Genomic DNA, 15,981 nt, shown 5'->3' with positions numbered 1-15,981 from the left:
CACCCGGGGTGTTGCAGGCCGTCGACGAAGCCGACCACTCAAAGGGCGTAGGAGCCGTGTGCGCAGGTTCGAATCAGCGCTGGCCAGGGCGGATGCCGACAGCAGAGGGCGGGAGTCAGTCTCACTGGCTCCCGCCCCTTCTCGTTGTCCCTCACCGTGCGCGAGACACCTGCGAAGCACTCTCGACAACCGTAAGGCGCTGCCGAGCCAGCAGGTGAGGACGATCGATGGATGAGGGACTGGCAGCCTTGATCGCTGGCGGTTGTGGGCTGATCCGAGCTTTGGCCGCGCATGGCGGTGCCATCTTCGCCGCTCGAAAGGCGCCGTGAGCGCACTCGAAACCGCCCGCGCTCAGGTAGCAGCGCGCTCTGCTGAAGTCCGTTGACGGTATCCGCACGGCCGGCGAGATGCGCCGAATCCAGAGGGCCACCAGGCCGCTCTCGGAATCGCGCCTCTCTTCTCGTCGATCTGAACGGCTTCGGCGCGGCGACCGGTCCGTCTCGCGGACACTCGGGGCGCCCGGGGGCGCATGTTTCCGTTCGGGCAAGTCATCGCTTCACGCGGCTGCGGACGGCGAGGACGGCCAGGGCCAAGAGGGTGGGTTCGGCGAAGCGGCTGGTCATCTCGATATAAGTGCCGGCCGTGGTGAGGCCCTGCCCGCTGGAGCGGAAGACAACGGAGTTGAGGACAACCCGAAGCGCCTGCTCGGCACGATTGCCGGATATCCGGTCTGCCAGGGACCCGGTCAGGGTCGGGTCGGGGCTTTCGACGGTGAGCGCGACATGCTGCCCGGCCGGGGGCTGAGTGCCGGTGATCAAAGACTGGGCATCGGCGTTGGGAAGTCCCCACAGCATCAGGGCCAGGATGGTGGCGGTCATTGTCCCGATGAGCCAGCCAAGGGAGCGGGAGGCGCGCAATCCGTATCCGGACAACAGCCAGTAGGCGTGCAGCAAGCTGCGTTCCGCGCGGTGGGTGCGGCGGCGGTCGTGTCGGCGCATCTCCATCTCGCCGTAGTAGAAGTCGGCGGCGCCGGGTTCGTCCTTCCCGTCTTCGAAGGCCTTACGCAGTTGCCGGTACAGCACTGTCAACGTGGCCGGTCCGGGCACCGGGGCAGGGTCGGGGGCGATGCCCTGCGGGCCGGGTATCCAGCCCTCGCGAGCGGCGGGCCGGTGGAGGGCAAGGCTGCGCCAGTGATGCTCCTCGGCGAGCACCTGGCGGGCGGTCCAGCGCACCGGCACCGGTAGTCCCCAACGCAGGCCGGGCGGCGGGCCGGCGAAGTCGTACTCGCCCGCCAGGCGCAGTTGGTCCAAGTGGTGGGCGCCGACGAAGACGCAGCGGCTGAGGTCGATGTCGCTCAGCATCAGCAGCGCGGCGTCCACCCGGTGTATGGAGATCACCGAAGCGGTTACCTCGCGACCGAAGGCCAACAGTGCCTCGCCAGGTTCCAGTTGCGTCTGGCGAGTGGAGGTCACCAAGATCGGCTGGGTCAGTACCGCCTCGGACAGATCCACTGCGGCGAAGCGGACCCGCAGTGTGGTCGGCCCCTCGAATCGTGTCCCGACACAGGACAGTTGTACGGCGCCGGCCTGTACGGTGACCGGTGCGGTGAAGGTGGCCTGGTCGAGGTTGAGCCTGCCGGTACAGGTCACAGGCCCGAAGGCACGCACAGCCTGGAATTCCGCCGCGTTGAACGAGGCGTCGCCGAGGCATCGTGCCGCGGAGAAGTCGGCCGCGGCCTCGAAACGCGCCCGGTCGAAGGCAGCCGTTGCGCCGAACCGCGCTCGGTCGAATGCCGCGATTGCATGGAATATCGTCTTCCCGAACATCGTGTCGCCGGAGAAGGTTGCGCCGCCGAACCCGGCGACTTGGGTGAAGGTCCCCTCTTCGAACCAGGTCTTGCCCGAGAACGCCGCCTCACTGAACTCGGCGGCACCGTCGAAGACTACGCACTGAAAGTTCGCGTCCTCGGCGAAGATGACCCCCCCGAAGTCGGCATCGGCCGCAAACTGAGCTTGGTTGAATCCGGCTGCGCCAGAAAACCTCGCCCCTGGAAATCCGGCGCTCCCGATGAAGGACGCCTCAGCGAAGGACGCGCCGCCGCAGAAAGTGGTGTTGACGAACCGGGAGGTGCTGCCGAAGCTCGCGTGGTGGAAGTTGGAATTTCCGGAGAAGGAAACTTCGGCGAAGAGCGCGTCATCGTCGAAACGCACCCCGCCGAAACCAGCGCCCCTGCGGAAGACCGTCTCGTGGAAGCGGGCCGCGTCATGAAAGTGCGCCCGGTTGAACTGGGCGTCCCCCTCGAACTGCGTGTTGCTGAAGCGAGCCGATCCGAAGAAGGTAGTCCCCTCGAACCAGGCGTCACCGGTGAACACCGCATTTTTGAAACGGACATCGCCACGGAAGTGGACACCGTCGAACTTGGCGGTTCCACCGAAGGCGACATGGTCGAACCTGGTCGTCCCAAGAACGGGACGGTCGTCGGCGCCGGGGTCACGCACGGCGTCGAGCAGGTCATCGAGCAGCGGCGAGGATAACGATGTACCGCGGACGTCGAGATCGGTGCCAGGGCGCAGAGCGGCCAGATAGCCGGCACGATCAGCGGAGCCGAGGTGCGTCAGACAGGAGTCGTGTCCGGGTATTTTGATGCCTCGGCATCCCACCGGATCGGCGGAGTCGGCGCCGAGAGCGCAGTGCCGCCAGGACGGGCGCAGTGAAGTGACCATGCAGAACGTTATGCCACATGCTGCACCCGCCGGGCAGGCCACCTCGGCGATGGGCACCCAGGCGTTCAGCCGTGCTGAACGCCTTCAGGTGCACCCGGAGATGGCGATCAGGACCGGCGGGATGGGCGCCGGGCGGTCGCGGCTTACCTCCCGCGCCCTCACCCCCCGGCGATCGTGCCGCTCCGGAGCTGCGGAGGAGCTGTGGACTGCGGCAACCCCATCGGTCCGCGTCAACCGCCGGCCCCAGATGCCTGGTCGCACGAGAGCCGTTCCGTGGTACTCCGCGTGACACTGACATCGGCTCGGGGACGAGCGCCGGAGGGGTACGTCAAGAACGACAATCGCCAGAGGTCTTCCCCGGGGGGAAGAGTCCTACCAGTAGTGCCGTCCAAATTGACTTTTGCTGTGGTGAGCATCCGATTGGTTTGCGCATCGACGTCGACCGCGGCAATCGTGTAAGTCTGGCCTCCGCCGTCCTCCCCGCCGATGTCCAGATCATCAGCGCGCCACTTGCCGTTGTGTCGCTCCGCTTCAAGCGCGAAGACGATTCGGTCATCATCTCTCGGGAATTGCACCGCAATCCAAAGGTGGTGACCTTCCGACACCTGCCCCACGCCTCGTAACGTGCGCAAGCACCGAGCGACAGGCACGTCCTTGCTGTCATCGAGGGACGTAATACGAATATCATCTTCATGGAGCCATCCGTTGATGTAACCCCGGAGACCAAGAACACCCAGTGCAATGGTCACCAGCGCCGCAACCGTCACCAGCAGGCTGGCACGTAAGCGCGCCCTGTACAGTCGAACGATTCTTCGAGGGAGAGTTCCCCAGGCCTGCCGTTGAAGAGCCCAAAACCCAGGGCCGGTTGATCCACTCATTCTGTCCTCGTAGATCGCTCTTCAGGTCTTCCGATACGAGATGATCGGAATATAGAGCTACGTCCCGACGGGCACACCGGTCGTTATCGAGCGGTTACAGACCGCAGGCTCCCATGCCTCGGCGAGGTAAGTCGCCCCAGAGGTACGAGCAAGTCGTGCGGCGCGCCCCGCGTCGGGCATCCGCCCAGCTCACCCCGTCTGTCTTGCCTGTGGCCGGGGCCCGGCGCACCCTGACTCTATGGGTGCTCACTCCGGGCCCACGCTCATCAGCTCCGTGCAGCGGGCCTTTCGGTTGCTGGAGGCGGTGAGCGCGCATGAGAACGGGTCGCCGGCCAAGCAGCTGGCGCGGGAGACCGGGCTGCCGCTGGCCACCGCCTATCACCTGCTGCGCACGCTGGTGCACGACGGGTATGTGCGGAAGCTGAACGACGGCGGGTTCGTCCTGGGGGACAAGGTGCAGACGCTGCACGCCGCCGGGCAGGGGCAGACGTTGCTCAGCCGGGTGCGGCCGACGCTCGCCGCGCTGCGGGACGAACTCTCGACCGCCGCCTATCTGACCTTCTACGAGGAGGGCGAGATCCGGGTCGCCGAGATCGTCGACGGTCCCCGCACTCCCCGCGTCGATCTGTGGGTCGGGTTCGAGGACGCCGCGCACGCCACCGCGCTCGGCAAGTCCGTGCTGCGCGAGCTGGACGAGGACGCCCGCCAGGACTACCTCTCCCGGCACTCCCTCGCCGACCTCACCCCGCGGACCATCACCGATCGTCCGGAACTGCTCCGGCGGCTCGAAACCGAGCCCCTCGCCCCGGCGGTCACCGACCTGGAGGAGTACTCCCTGGGCACCGTCTGCGTCGCCGTACCCGTGTACCGCGGAGACACCCTCGGCTCGCTCGGTGTCTCCCTGCGCGCCGACCGGGCCTCGCGGCTGGAGGAGGTCCGGTTGCGGCTGATCTCGACCGCGAACCGCGTGACCAGGAGCCTTTCGCTCACCGGGTGAGCAAAAAAACACCTGGTCAGAGGCCTGCTGCTCATTATTTGAAAATCCTCTCCTTGAGAGAGTCGCCGCGAACCTCTTACCTGAATTTATCGGACATTTCGGAGCGCATCGCCCGCGCACAGGTGAGGACTGCGGACCAGACATGAGCAAGGACCGAGACCACGGTGGCCACGGCCCACTGATACAGCCGTTCGGCAAGCGAGCAGGTACGAACATCGCGTCGGCGCGCGCCTGTGCGGCGGCCCGGAAACGCACCGCCGCCCAGCTGGCGGCCGGTATGCCTGTGCTTCCGGTGCTGATCGTCTCCGTCGTCGTGGTCGTCGACATCGTCTCCGGTACGGGGATGACCTGGATGCCGCTGCTCGCCGCCGGTCCGGCGCTGGCCGCCACCACCAACGGGCCGCGCGGAGTCCTCTGCGTCGGGCTGCTCGCCGCGGCGCTGGGCGCCGTGATCGGCATCCGTGACAACGCTCCTGGCAGCAATCTGGCGGTCCTGGTGGCCGCCCTCGTGGCCGTCACCCTGGCGAGCACTTTGGCCGGCATGCTGCGCCGGCGCCGCGAGCGGGTGCTCGCCGCCGTCCGGTCCGTCGCGGAGGCCGCTCAGCACGCGCTCCTCAAGCCCGTACCGGCGGCCGTCGGCCCCTTCCAGGTGGCCGTCCGCTACAGCGCCGCCGCGGCGGAGGCCCGCATCGGCGGCGACCTGTACGCGCTGGTCGCCACCCCGTACGGCGTCCGGCTGATCGTCGGCGACGTGCGCGGCAAGGGACTGCCCGCCGTGAGCACCGCCGCCCTCGTGCTCGGCATCTTCCGCGAGGCCGCCTACGACGAGCCCGATCTTCTCGCCGTCATCGACCGGATCGAGCGCAGCCTCGCCCGTAACCTCGGCCCCGACGACTTCGTCACCGCCGTGGTCGCCGGGTACCCCAGTCCGGGGCGGCTGGAGATGGTCAACTGCGGCCACGCGCCCCCGCTGCTGGTGCGCGGCTCCGATGTCGTGCCCGTCGAGCCGACCCGTCCCGCCCCGCCGCTCGGGCTGCGCGCCCTGTCCGGCGAGGTCCCGCGTCTGCAGATACTGCCCTTCTCCGACGGGGACCAGCTGCTCCTCTACACGGACGGGGTCACCGAGGCCCGCGATCACGGCCGTGAGTTCTACCCGCTCGCCTCGGGGCTGGCCCGGCACGTCTGCGAAGAGCCGGGGCGCACCCTGACCGCGCTGCACGACGATCTGCTGGCCCACGTGGGCGGTCGGCTGCACGACGACGCCGCGCTGCTCCTGCTGCGCAAGCCGGCCGTGGCCGACGTGGTCGTGGGCAGCGGCTGCGAGGACCCGGCGGCCTCCGACGCGAAGCAGGCGGAGGCCGTGGAGTACGCGCAGGACGGCGAGTACGCGCAGGACGACGAATACGCGGAGGACGGCGACGAATACGCGAGCCCCGCGGGGCGCGTCGCGGAGGGGGCGTGCAGCCTCCGTCCCGTGCTCGCCCCGGTTGCTCCGGTCGCTCCGGTCGCTCCGGGGGGACCGGGACGCAGATATTGCTTGGGGGCTAGCGCGAAGGAGGTCGCGTCGACGTCCGTCGCGGGCGGAGCGATCAGGGGTTTCCGGCCCAGAGGGATGGGGTGAAGCCGACTGGGGCCGGACCGGATCGCGCCCGCCCGCGGCGGATTGTGGACCGTCCCGGATGCTCGGACGCCACGCCTCTCATGATCAGCCGACCGGAGCCGGTCCGCATCCGGACGTCAGGCCGTCCGCTTGCGAGGCGTCGCCTTCTTCGCCGTCGTCTTGCTCGCCGTCGTCTTGCCCGCCGTCGCCTTGCTCGCCGTCGCCTTCTTCGCCGTCGTCGCCTTCTTGGACACGCTCTTGGCAGCGGACGCGGATCCCGTGCCCGCCCCGGCGCCGGACTTCCCCGCAGCCCTGCTCGTCGACTTCGTCGTGGACTTCGCCGTCGACTTGCTCGTGGAGGCGGTCGCCTTCTTCGCCGCCGCCTTCTTCGCCGCGGACGTCGATTTCTTGCCGCCCGTCTCCTTCGGAGTGGCACGGGTGGTCGTACGGCGCTGGGACAACGGTCTGACCTCGGCCTCCGCCGCCGCGTCCGGCTCCGCCGCCTCGCCCCGGGACTCCTTCGCGGCGCGCACGCTCTTCTCCAGGGCCGCCATCAGGTCGAGCACCTTGCCGGCCGCCGCGGGGGCCGGGGCCTCGGGGGGTGCCTCGCCGGCCGCCTTCGCGGCGATGACCTCCTCCAGGGCCTCGCGGTACTCGTCGTGCAGGTCCGCCAGGTCGACCTCGCCGAGGGTGTCCATCAGGGCGTCCGCGAGATCGAGTTCCTTGTCGCGGACCGTGACGTCCACGTCGGGGGCCACGCCCTCGGGCGCGCGGACCTCGTCCGGCCACAGCAGACCGTGCATGGCGATCGCGTCGCCCACCACGCGGAGCATGCCCAGGCGCTCGCGGCCGCGCAGGGCGTACTTCGCGATGGCGACCTTGTTGCTGCGCTTCAGCGCCTCCCGCAGGAGGATGTACGGCTTCGCGGCCGGGGCGCCGCCGGCCTGGAGGTAGTACGACGCGTCCATCTGGAGCGGGTCGATCCGGTCGGCCGGGACGAAGGCGACGATGTCGATCGTCCGGGCGGTGGGGATCGGGAGGTGGGCCAGGTCCTCGTCGGTGATCTGGACGATCGTGCCGTCCGCGTCCTCGTACCCCTTGCCGATCTCGTCCTGGCTCACCTCGCGGTCCTCCAACTCGCAGACCTTGCGGTAGCGGATGCGGCCGCCGTCCTCGGTGTGGATCTGGCGGAAGGAGATCGAATGACTCTCGGTGGCGTTCACCAGCTTGATCGGGATGCTGACGAGGCCGAAGGAGATGGCACCGTTCCAGATGGATCGCACGTGCAGCACCTTTCCGATCAACATCGTCCTGATATCAGCTGTTTTCAGATGATCAGAGGCTATTCCATGGGATTCTCATGGTATGACGCCGATCACAGAGGTGGAGGGGCGCCGGGTCGCGCTCAGCAACCTGGACAAGGTGCTGTATCCGGCGACCGGCTTCACCAAGGGCGAGCTGCTGCACTACTACGCCACCGCCGCCGAGGCGCTGCTCCCCCACCTCCATGACCGGGCGGTGTCCTTCCTGCGCTACCCGGACGGGCCGGACGGGCAGGTCTTCTTCACCAAGAACGTGCCGCCGGGTACGCCCGAGTGGGTCACCACCGCCGAGGTGCCGCGCTCGGAGGGGCCGGCGCGGATGGTGCTCGTACAGGATCTGGCCTCGCTGATGTGGGCGGCGAATCTCGTCACCGAGTTCCACACGCACCAGTGGGTGGTCGGGGCGCCCGAGGAGGCCGACCGGCTCGTCCTCGACCTTGATCCCGGCCCTCCGGCGACCGTCGTGCACTGCTGCGAGGTCGCGTTGTGGCTGCGGGAGCGGCTGGCGGGGGACGGGATCGAGGCGTACGTGAAGACGTCCGGGGCGAAGGGGCTGCATCTGCTGGCCGGGGTGCGGGGGGCCTCGTCCGAGCGGGTGTCGGAGTACGCGAAGGGGCTGGCCGTGGCGGCGGAGCGGGCCATGCCGCGGCTGGTGGTGCACCGGATGACGCGGAGTCTGCGGCCGGGGAAGGTGTTCGTGGACTGGAGCCAGAACGCCGCGCGGAAGACCACGGCGGCGCCCTACACGGTGCGGGCGCGGGAGGAGCAGACCGTGTCGACACCCGTCACCTGGGAGGAGGTCGAGGAGTGCCGGGGGGCGGGGCAGTTGGTGTTCCGCGCGGGGGACGTGGGGGCGCGCTTGCAGGACTACGGGGACCTGCTGGCCCCGCTGCTGGACGGGGGGCGGGCGAGCACGCTGCCGTAGACGCGGGGGGCGAGCGCGGTGCCGTAGCGGCACACGGGGCCCCCGGAACGGCACACGGCAGACCGGCCGGCACCGGCCGGCACCCTCACGGCACACGACAGAGCCGGCGTCCTCACGCCACGCAGCCAGCCACCCCAGCCACCCGGCCCCTCACACCCGCGACCACGTGTTCCGATCCCGGGCCATCGCATGCAGCGCCTCGACGTCCGCCGGCTTCAGTACGCCCCCGAGCCGCGCCAGGCCCGGCAGCTCGGTGTCCTGGAGGACGCGGACCTCGCGGGGCGCGGCGTTGGTCACGAGGGTCGCCGGGCCCGCGAGGGCGAGGAGCGGGTGGACCTCGGCGGTCAGGGCGTACGACGCCCGGTCGGCGTCGGCCCGCACGCGGCGCAGCAGCGGACGCGCCTCGTGGCGGCCGACCGTGACCATGGGGTCGGCCACCAGGACCCGAAGCTTGCGGGCGTAGAGGGTGTGGACGGCGTACAGGCCGCCGGGGCCGATCAGCAGGTGGTGGATGCGGTCGCCGCCGGGCAGCGGGAGGGAGTGCAGGGTGTGCCAGCCGACGCCGTCGAGCCGGTCCAGCGCCTCGCCCACGGTCTGCTCGGCCAGCAGGGCGCGGCGCCGCGGGTCGGGGCGGAGCCGGTGGGCGGGGCCGGGGTCCCGGTCGAGGGCGATCAGGAGCGCCTCGCCGGGGCGGTTGGGCGCCAGGTCGTCGTCCGGGTGCAGGGAGAGGCGGGCCAGTTCGGCGGGGGTCGGCACCGGTGGTGGTCCCACCGTCACCGGGCCCGTCAGGAAGGGGCCGAGCGCCTCCAGTACGTCCTCCCGGCGATCGTCGCTGAGCAGGTTGACCCGGGCCGCCTCACGGTCGTACCAGGCGACGTTCCTGCCGTCCGTGCGGCAGACGTACAGCCGTTCCCGGCCGTGCCGCCAGGCCGGAACGACGCGCAGTCCGCTCATTGCCATCACCCCTCGACCATGGGAACAGGCGGGGTGCTCCGGGGGCAAGAACCCGGTTACCTTTGAGAGCGGTTGGGTGGCGGAGTTGGGGAGGCGTCGTTGCGGACCCGCAGGAAGCAGCCCGACGTACCGGCTCCGGGCAGTCCGTGGAGTGAGATCGTGCCCGGTCTGTGGATGGGTGGGCACGAGTTCGCCGGGCAGTCGGGACAGCTGGAACTGGCCGTCGTACGGGATGAGTTCGATCTTGTGCAGACGCTGCTGAGGCTCCCGGGGCACGGGCCCGACCCGGGCGTCGAGCATCACGTGTGGCCGATTCCCGACGGCCCGCTGGACGGCACCCAGCTCGCGGGGGTGATGCGGCTGGCCCTGGCCGCCGGCGACGCGCTGGACGCGGGCCGCAAGGTGCTCGTCCGCTGTTATCACGGCTACAACCGCTCGGGTCTGGTCGTGGCGCACACCCTGATCCGCCGCGGCCGCCCCGCCGACGACGCGATCCGGCTCATCCGGTCCCGCCGCTCCCCCTGGGCCCTGCACAACGAGCTGTTCGTGGAGTACCTGCGCGCGGGCCTGTCGACGGCCCGGCTCCTGGAGGAGCTGGCGGAATGAGGGGCACCGGTCCGGCCCCCGGCATCCGCCGCGTCACCCACCCGAGCGAGTAGCGAGATAACCGTTTCTCCGGACGAATAGGGTGGGGCCACCGAACCGTTCAGGCCACAGGAGTCACGTGCTCGTCAGCCGTCCCACCCGCACCCACCGCACCCCCCGCATCGCCCGCACCGCCGTCGCCGTCATCCTGCTGACGCTGACGGCGGCGGCCTGCGGGGACACGGGCGGGCTGCAGGGCGCCGGCGCGACCCCCACCGCGGTCAGTCCCGTCAAGCTGTGGCCCGATCTGCGGCCGGCGTCCAGCCCGGCCTGGCCGTACGACGAGGGGGAGACGGAGACCGTGAAGGGGATCACGGCTCCGGACGACGACATCCACAAGGTCGATCCCGTCGCCGTCGTCCGGGCCGAGATCGCCGCGCACCCCGAGGACTACGACGGCGCGAAGGCGGCGTACCGCGGCACGGCCCGGCGGCTGGACGACTGCGAGCGGGGCGGGGACCGCGCGAAGTGCCCGCTGCTGCGGCCGTACTACCGGGACCTCACCGGTGACGGCCGGGACGACATGACCCTGGGTTTCCGGCTGTACCCCACCAATCAGACGGCCGTGCGCGTGTACACCTTCGAGTCGGGGCGGCTGGTCCAGGTCATGGCCAACGACGACGCGGTCCTCGGCGTCGAGCTGGCCGGCCGCTCGGTGATCGTCCGCTCCCCGGCGGGGACCTCCGGCTACGAGTACCGCACGACCTGGGCCTGGGACCCGGACCAGCGGGCCATGGTGTTCTCCCGCGACGAGTTCCTGCGCACGGGCGAGTCCAGGCACTCGCCGGCACCGAGCGCGTCCGCCTCGTCCTCCCCTTCCGCTTCCTCCGCCTCTTCCGACTCTTCCGCCTCTTCCGCCTCTTCCTCTACGAGTCCCCGATGAGACCCCCGCTCCCCCAGTGGGCCGGGACGCTCGCGGCGAAGGCGGCCGCGTTCATCACGGTGATGTGCTGCGCGCTGGCCGCGCTGCTCGGCGTCCTGGTGCATGTGTCGGTGACCGACCAGACCGTCGGCCAGGCCCGCGACCAGGCGCTGGACCGCCTGGCGGACGTGACCGACGCGTATCAGGCGGGGGACGCGCTGCTGCCGGGCGCCCGGGTGGATCCGGCGGAGCTGCCCGCGCCGCTGCGCAAGCTGGCCCTGACCGGGGAGCGCGGCACGATGGTGGCCACGTACCGGGGGCGGCCGACGATGTGGGCGGCGGGGCCGGCCGACGGCGGCCGAGCGCTGGCGGTGGAGATCGACTACTCGCAGCAGGCCCGCACCATCGCCGGGCTGGACGGGGCGATCCTGTGGTCGTCGGGGCTGGCGATCGGGGCGACGCTGCTGGTCGGCGCGTTCGCGGTGACCCGGGTGACCCGGCGGCTGCACGGCACGGCGCGGGTGGCCCGGCGGATCAGCGCGGGCGATCTGGACGCCCGCGTGAACGATCCCCGTACGAAGGACACGACCCGCCCGCCGGACGAGGTGGCCGCGGTCGCCGCCGCGCTGGACTCGATGGCGTCGAGCCTGCAGAGCAAGCTGCTGAGCGAGCAGCGGTTCACCGCGGACGTGGCGCACGAGCTGCGCACCCCGCTGACCGGGCTGCACGCGGCGGCCGAGCTGCTGCCGCCGGGCCGGCCGACGGAACTGGTGCGGGACCGGGTGGCGGCGCTGCGCACGCTCACCGAGGACCTGCTGGAGATCTCCCGGCTGGACACCGGCCGGGAGCAGCTGGATCTGGACGCCGAGGAGCTGGGCGCGCTGGCCCGGCGGGTGGTGCGGGCGTCGGGGACCGACACCGAGGTGCGGGTCGTACGGGACGCGCGGGTGGAGACCGACCGGCGCCGGCTGGAGCGGGTGCTCGGCAATCTCGTCGCCAACGCGCACAAGCACGGCGGGAGTCCGGTGGTGCTGACGGTGGACGGGCCGGTGGTCACCGTGCGGGACCACGGGGACGGCTATCCGGACTATCTGGTGGAGCACGGACCGCAGCGCTTCCGCACCGAGGGCGGGGCGAAGGGGCACGGGCTGGGGCTGACGATCGCGCTCGGCCAGGCGGAGGTGCTGGGCGCCCGGCTGACCTTCGCGAACTCCGCCGACGGCGGTGCGATGGCCACGCTGACGCTGCCTCAGGAGGACTGCTAGCGGCGGACCCGTCCGAGGGCGCGCCACGCTGGCGCTTGCGGCGAGGCATACAAGCCGCCCCATTTAGGTAAGTTCCGGACATGACCAAGGCCGGAACCACCGTGGCAGCGGCGCGGACCACCGCGCCCGCCGTACGTCTCCCCCGGCGCCGTGGCATCGAACTCGCCCTCATCGTGCTGGCCGTCCTGCTGTCCGTGTACGGCTACTGCGCCGTGGGCCTGGCGAAGGCGGGCGCGGTGCCGCCCGGCGCCCTGGGCTACGGCGCCGGGCTCGGTGTGCTGGCCCTGCTCGCGCACGTGGCGGTGCGCGTCCGGGCCCCGTACGCCGATCCCCTGCCGCTGCCCATCGGCGTGCTGCTCAACGGCCTGGGCCTGGTGCTGATCTACCGGCTCGACCTGGAGACGCCCGGCGCCCGCGCGGCCCCGACCCAGCTCGTGTGGTCCACGCTCGGCGTGGGGCTGTTCATCGTGGTCGTCCTGGCCCTGCGCGACCACCGGGTCCTGCAGCGCTACGCCTACGTCTGCGTCGTCGCGGCACTGGCCCTGCTCACCCTCCCGATCCTCTTCCCGGCGGTGAACGGGGCCCGCATCTGGATCCGCGTGGCCGGATTCTCCATCCAGCCGGGCGAGTTCGCGAAGCTGCTGCTCGCGGTGTTCTTCGCCGCCTACCTCGCGGCCAACCGCAGCGCGCTCGCCTACGCGGGCCGCCGCGTCTGGTTCGTCCAACTGCCCACCGGCCGCGTCCTCGGACCCATCGTCACCATCTGGCTCATCAGCGTCGGCGTGCTGGTCCTGGAGCGGGACCTCGGCACCTCGCTGCTGTTCTTCGGCCTGTTCGTGGTGCTGCTGTACGTGGCCACCGGCCGCACCGGCTGGATCGCGGTCGGCCTGCTGCTCGCCGTGCTCGGCGCGGTGGCCGTCGGCTGGCTGGAGCCGCACGTGCACAGCCGGTTCCAGGACTGGCTGCACCCGTTCGCCACGATCGACGCGGGCCTGGGCCCCAACCAGCTCGCCCAGTCCCTGTTCGCCTTCGCGGCGGGCGGGGTGCTGGGCGCGGGGCTCGGCCTCGGCCACTCCGTCCTGATCGGCTTCGCCGCCAAGTCGGACTTCATCCTGGCGACGGCGGGCGAGGAGCTGGGCCTGGCGGGACTGTCCGCGATCTTCCTGCTGTACGGGCTGCTCGTGGAGCGCGGCTACCGGGCGGGGCTGGCGCTGCGCGACCCCTTCGGCCGTCTGCTCGCCGTCGGCCTCGCCTCGATCCTGGCGCTCCAGGTGTTCGTCATCGCCGGCGGGGTGACCGGGCTGATCCCGCTGACCGGCATGGCGATGCCGTTCCTGGCGCAGGGCGGCTCCTCGGTCGTCACCAACTGGGCGATGGTGGCGCTGCTGATCCGGGTGAGCGACTCGGCCCGCAGCCAGTACGACGGCCAGGTCGCGCCATGACCAGGTACATCCGGCACGCCATCGCCTTCTGCGCCCTGCTGCTCGTGGCGCTGCTCGTGAACGCCGCCCGGGTCCAGGTCTTCCAGGCGGGTTCCTACGACGACAACCCGGCCAACCGCCGCCCCACGATCGCCCGTTACGGGCAGCCGCGCGGCGACATCCTGGTCGACGGCACCGCGGTGACCGGCTCCCGGGACACCGGCGAGCAGCTCCGGCACGAACGGACGTACGCGAACGGGCCGTTGTACGCGCCGGTCACGGGCTTCGCCTCGCAGGAGTACGGGACGACGTTCCTGGAGCACGCCGAGGACGGCATCCTGTCCGGCTCCGACCCGATGCTGGCGCCACTGCCCCTGTGGGACGACGTCTCGCGGGCCCGGAGCCAGGCCGGGAACGTCGTCACGACCATCGACCGGGCCGCGCAGGAGGCGGCGTTCCGGGGGCTGGGCAGGCGCAAGGGGGCGGTGGCGGCGGTGGAGCCGTCGACCGGCCGCATCCTGGCGCTGGTGTCCGCCCCGTCCTACGACCCCGCCGAGCTGTCCGGGAACGGGGAGCCGGTGAAGTCGGCGTGGACCCGGCTCAACCAGGACCCGGAGAAGCCGATGCTCAACCGGGCCGTACGGCAGACGTATCCGCCGGGGTCCACCTTCAAGGTGGTCACCGCGGCGGCGGCGCTGGACTCGGGCGTGGTCGAGGATCTGGACGCGCCCACCGACTCCCCCGACCCCTACACCCTGCCCGGCACGAGGACGCGGCTGACGAACGAGTCCGACGACTGTGTGGACGCCTCGGTGCGGACCGCCTTCAAGTGGTCCTGCAACACGGTGTTCGCGAAGCTCGGCGTGGACGTGGGGGGGGAGGCCATGACGACCATGGCCCAGTCCTTCGGCTTCAACGACACGAGCCTGCGGATCCCCTTCTCGGTCGCGCAAAGCACCTTCGACACCCAGGTGGACCGGGCACAGCTGGCGCTGTCCTCGATCGGGCAGTACAACACGCGGGCCACGCCGCTGCAGATGGCGATGGTCGCGGCGGCCGTCGCCAATGGCGGGCAGCTGCGGGAGCCGTACCTGGTGGACCGGACCGTCCGCAGGGGCGGCGAGACCGTCACGACGACCGGCTCCCGGCCCCTGCACCAGGTCATGAACCCGGCGACGGCCGTGCGCATGCGGGAGTTGATGACCGACGCGGTGAAGGAGGGCACCGGCGCCAACGCCGCGATCCGGGGGGCCACGGTGGGCGGCAAGACGGGCACCGCCCAGCACGGCATCGGCAACGCCGGTACGCCGTACGCCTGGTTCGTCTCCTGGGCGCAGGGCGACCACGACCTGGAGCCCAAGGTCGCGGTCGCGGTGGTCGTGGAGGACGCCGCGGCGGACCGCGGCGACATCAGCGGCGGCGGGGACGCGGCGCCGATCGCGAAGGCGGTCATGCGGGCGGTTCTCGGTCTGTGAGACGGGGGGACCGCGGGCCGGGACCACCGACCTACGGCCCGACGCCGTACGCCTTCACCCTGCGGACGTCGTTCCCGCCCCAGGAGGTGCCGGAGGTCAGCCGATCGCTTTGATCATCTCCGAGCGGACCTTGAGGGCGTTCGCGGCTGCGGTGTCGAGGTCCACGTCGGAGGCCTTGTTCGTGAAGGCGTCCCGGCCGATCTCGGCGACCGCCGCGGCCGTGTTGTCGTCCGCCCAGGCGCAGACCGGGTAGGTGAGGGTCACCGCCGACTGTTTCTGGACGAGCACCTCGCAGCTGACGGTGGCACCCGCGCCGGACGGGGTGATGTCCTTCGCGGGGCCGGCGATCTTCACGCCGTCCGCCTCACCGGCGCCCTTGAGCATGTTGTGCCGGATCAGGTCCGGGTGCTTGAACCGGCCGTACATGCCGGACACCACGAGCGTGCCCTTGGTCTCGTCGCCGCCCGGGCTGTAGCGGCCCACGACGGCGTCGGTGACCTTGGCGTCCCAGGCGCCGTCCGCCTCGTCCTCGATCTTGCGGCCCTCGGAGTCGGAGAGGTCCTCGACGAGCTTGTACCTCTGGTCCAGCAGCACCCGGGGCAGGGTGAGCATCATCTTCGCCTCGGGAAAGCCGCTTTCGGCCTTGGCCCCGATCAGCGCTAGGGCGACGACGATCGCGACGACCGCTCCGACGCCACCGCCCACGATGCCCACGATCATGCCCACCCGCCGCTTCCTCGGCGGCGGTTGCACCATCGGCGGCGCGCCCCAGGCGGGGTAGGGCTGCTGGGGGTACGGGGCTCCGTAGGGGCCCGGGGCCTGGGGCGGCTGCTGACCGTACGGGTACTGGGGGTTGTGCGGGTACTGGGGGTTCTGCGGGTACTGGGGCTGCTGGGGCGGCGGAGGCATGGACA

General features: G+C 71.0%; 12 protein-coding genes and 1 pseudogene. 9 read left to right on the top strand and 4 right to left on the bottom strand.

What is annotated here, in order from left to right:
- Positions 1 to 548: 548 nt before the first annotated feature.
- Complete coding sequence (locus ACWGKT_RS08550) at positions 549 to 2,723, bottom strand: pentapeptide repeat-containing protein (protein ID WP_453273002.1); 2,175 nt, start codon at positions 2,721 to 2,723, stop codon at positions 549 to 551.
- Positions 2,724 to 3,148: 425 nt separating this feature from the next.
- On the opposite strand from ACWGKT_RS08550, the gene ACWGKT_RS08545 reads away from it, so the two are divergent.
- The 3 genes and pseudogenes from ACWGKT_RS08545 to ACWGKT_RS08535 form a co-directional block, all read left to right on the top strand.
- On the top strand, positions 3,149 to 3,346 hold the full coding sequence (locus ACWGKT_RS08545; protein ID WP_453273001.1) for a hypothetical protein: 198 nt from the start codon (positions 3,149 to 3,151) through the stop codon (positions 3,344 to 3,346).
- A 493-nt stretch (positions 3,347 to 3,839) separates the two neighbouring features.
- Positions 3,840 to 4,598, top strand: a complete 759-nt coding sequence (locus tag ACWGKT_RS08540; RefSeq protein WP_453273000.1) for an IclR family transcriptional regulator — start codon at positions 3,840 to 3,842, stop codon at positions 4,596 to 4,598.
- Positions 4,599 to 4,875: 277 nt separating this feature from the next.
- Positions 4,876 to 5,907 (top strand): annotated as a pseudogene (locus tag ACWGKT_RS08535) (PP2C family protein-serine/threonine phosphatase); the annotation flags it as partial.
- 428 nt (positions 5,908 to 6,335) lie between these two features.
- Here ACWGKT_RS08535 and ku read toward each other — a convergent pair.
- Positions 6,336 to 7,481 (bottom strand): non-homologous end joining protein Ku, encoded by a 1,146-nt coding sequence (gene ku, locus ACWGKT_RS08530; protein ID WP_453272999.1) that lies wholly within the window; start codon positions 7,479 to 7,481, stop codon positions 6,336 to 6,338.
- Positions 7,482 to 7,563: 82 nt separating this feature from the next.
- Between ku and ligD the strand changes: the two genes are divergently transcribed.
- A complete protein-coding gene (ligD, locus tag ACWGKT_RS08525; protein WP_453272998.1) occupies positions 7,564 to 8,445 on the top strand; it encodes a non-homologous end-joining DNA ligase in 882 nt (293 codons plus the stop codon).
- Between the two features lie 150 nt (positions 8,446 to 8,595).
- Here the strand turns inward: ligD and ACWGKT_RS08520 are convergent, their stop codons facing one another.
- Positions 8,596 to 9,399: a nuclease-related domain-containing protein gene (locus tag ACWGKT_RS08520; RefSeq protein WP_453272997.1), complete on the bottom strand. Its 804-nt coding sequence runs from the start codon at positions 9,397 to 9,399 to the stop codon at positions 8,596 to 8,598.
- A gap of 99 nt (positions 9,400 to 9,498) precedes the next feature.
- Between ACWGKT_RS08520 and ACWGKT_RS08515 the strand changes: the two genes are divergently transcribed.
- The 5 genes from ACWGKT_RS08515 (at position 9,499) to ACWGKT_RS08495 (ending at position 15,067) form a co-directional block, all read left to right on the top strand.
- Positions 9,499 to 10,005 carry a protein-tyrosine phosphatase family protein gene (locus tag ACWGKT_RS08515; protein ID WP_356142079.1) on the top strand — a complete coding sequence of 169 codons (507 nt, stop codon included), beginning with the start codon at positions 9,499 to 9,501 and terminating at the stop codon, positions 10,003 to 10,005.
- Between the two features lie 118 nt (positions 10,006 to 10,123).
- Positions 10,124 to 10,927, top strand: coding sequence for a hypothetical protein (locus ACWGKT_RS08510; protein WP_453272996.1), 804 nt, complete (start codon positions 10,124 to 10,126; stop codon positions 10,925 to 10,927).
- Positions 10,924 to 12,171, top strand: a complete 1,248-nt coding sequence (locus ACWGKT_RS08505; RefSeq protein WP_453272995.1) for an ATP-binding protein — start codon at positions 10,924 to 10,926, stop codon at positions 12,169 to 12,171. Before ACWGKT_RS08510 ends, ACWGKT_RS08505 begins: the two co-directional genes overlap by 4 nt.
- A gap of 80 nt (positions 12,172 to 12,251) precedes the next feature.
- Positions 12,252 to 13,613, top strand: coding sequence for an FtsW/RodA/SpoVE family cell cycle protein (locus ACWGKT_RS08500; RefSeq protein WP_453272994.1), 1,362 nt, complete (start codon positions 12,252 to 12,254; stop codon positions 13,611 to 13,613).
- Positions 13,610 to 15,067, top strand: coding sequence for a penicillin-binding transpeptidase domain-containing protein (locus tag ACWGKT_RS08495; RefSeq protein WP_453272993.1), 1,458 nt, complete (start codon positions 13,610 to 13,612; stop codon positions 15,065 to 15,067). Before ACWGKT_RS08500 ends, ACWGKT_RS08495 begins: the two co-directional genes overlap by 4 nt.
- Positions 15,068 to 15,163: 96 nt before the next feature.
- On the opposite strand, the gene ACWGKT_RS08490 is transcribed toward ACWGKT_RS08495, so the two are convergent.
- On the bottom strand, positions 15,164 to 15,976 hold the full coding sequence (locus ACWGKT_RS08490) for a hypothetical protein (protein WP_453273047.1): 813 nt from the start codon (positions 15,974 to 15,976) through the stop codon (positions 15,164 to 15,166).
- Positions 15,977 to 15,981 lie beyond the last annotated feature (5 nt).

The organism is Streptomyces sp. NPDC054794, assembly GCF_053611585.1.
Note: the sequence above shows the minus strand (reverse complement) of the source record. Positions and strands in the feature narration are given on the sequence as shown.

Coding starts and splice junctions, on each gene's coding strand:
- ACWGKT_RS08550 (WP_453273002.1), bottom strand. CDS start 2,723: ATGGTCACTTCACTGCGCCCGTCCTGGCGGCACTGCGCTCTCGGCGCC.
- ACWGKT_RS08540 (WP_453273000.1), top strand. CDS start 3,840: ATGGGTGCTCACTCCGGGCCCACGCTCATCAGCTCCGTGCAGCGGGCC.
- ligD (WP_453272998.1), top strand. CDS start 7,564: ATGACGCCGATCACAGAGGTGGAGGGGCGCCGGGTCGCGCTCAGCAAC.
- ACWGKT_RS08520 (WP_453272997.1), bottom strand. CDS start 9,399: ATGAGCGGACTGCGCGTCGTTCCGGCCTGGCGGCACGGCCGGGAACGG.
- ACWGKT_RS08505 (WP_453272995.1), top strand. CDS start 10,924: ATGAGACCCCCGCTCCCCCAGTGGGCCGGGACGCTCGCGGCGAAGGCG.
- ACWGKT_RS08500 (WP_453272994.1), top strand. CDS start 12,252: ATGACCAAGGCCGGAACCACCGTGGCAGCGGCGCGGACCACCGCGCCC.
- ACWGKT_RS08495 (WP_453272993.1), top strand. CDS start 13,610: ATGACCAGGTACATCCGGCACGCCATCGCCTTCTGCGCCCTGCTGCTC.
- ACWGKT_RS08490 (WP_453273047.1), bottom strand. CDS start 15,976: ATGCCTCCGCCGCCCCAGCAGCCCCAGTACCCGCAGAACCCCCAGTAC.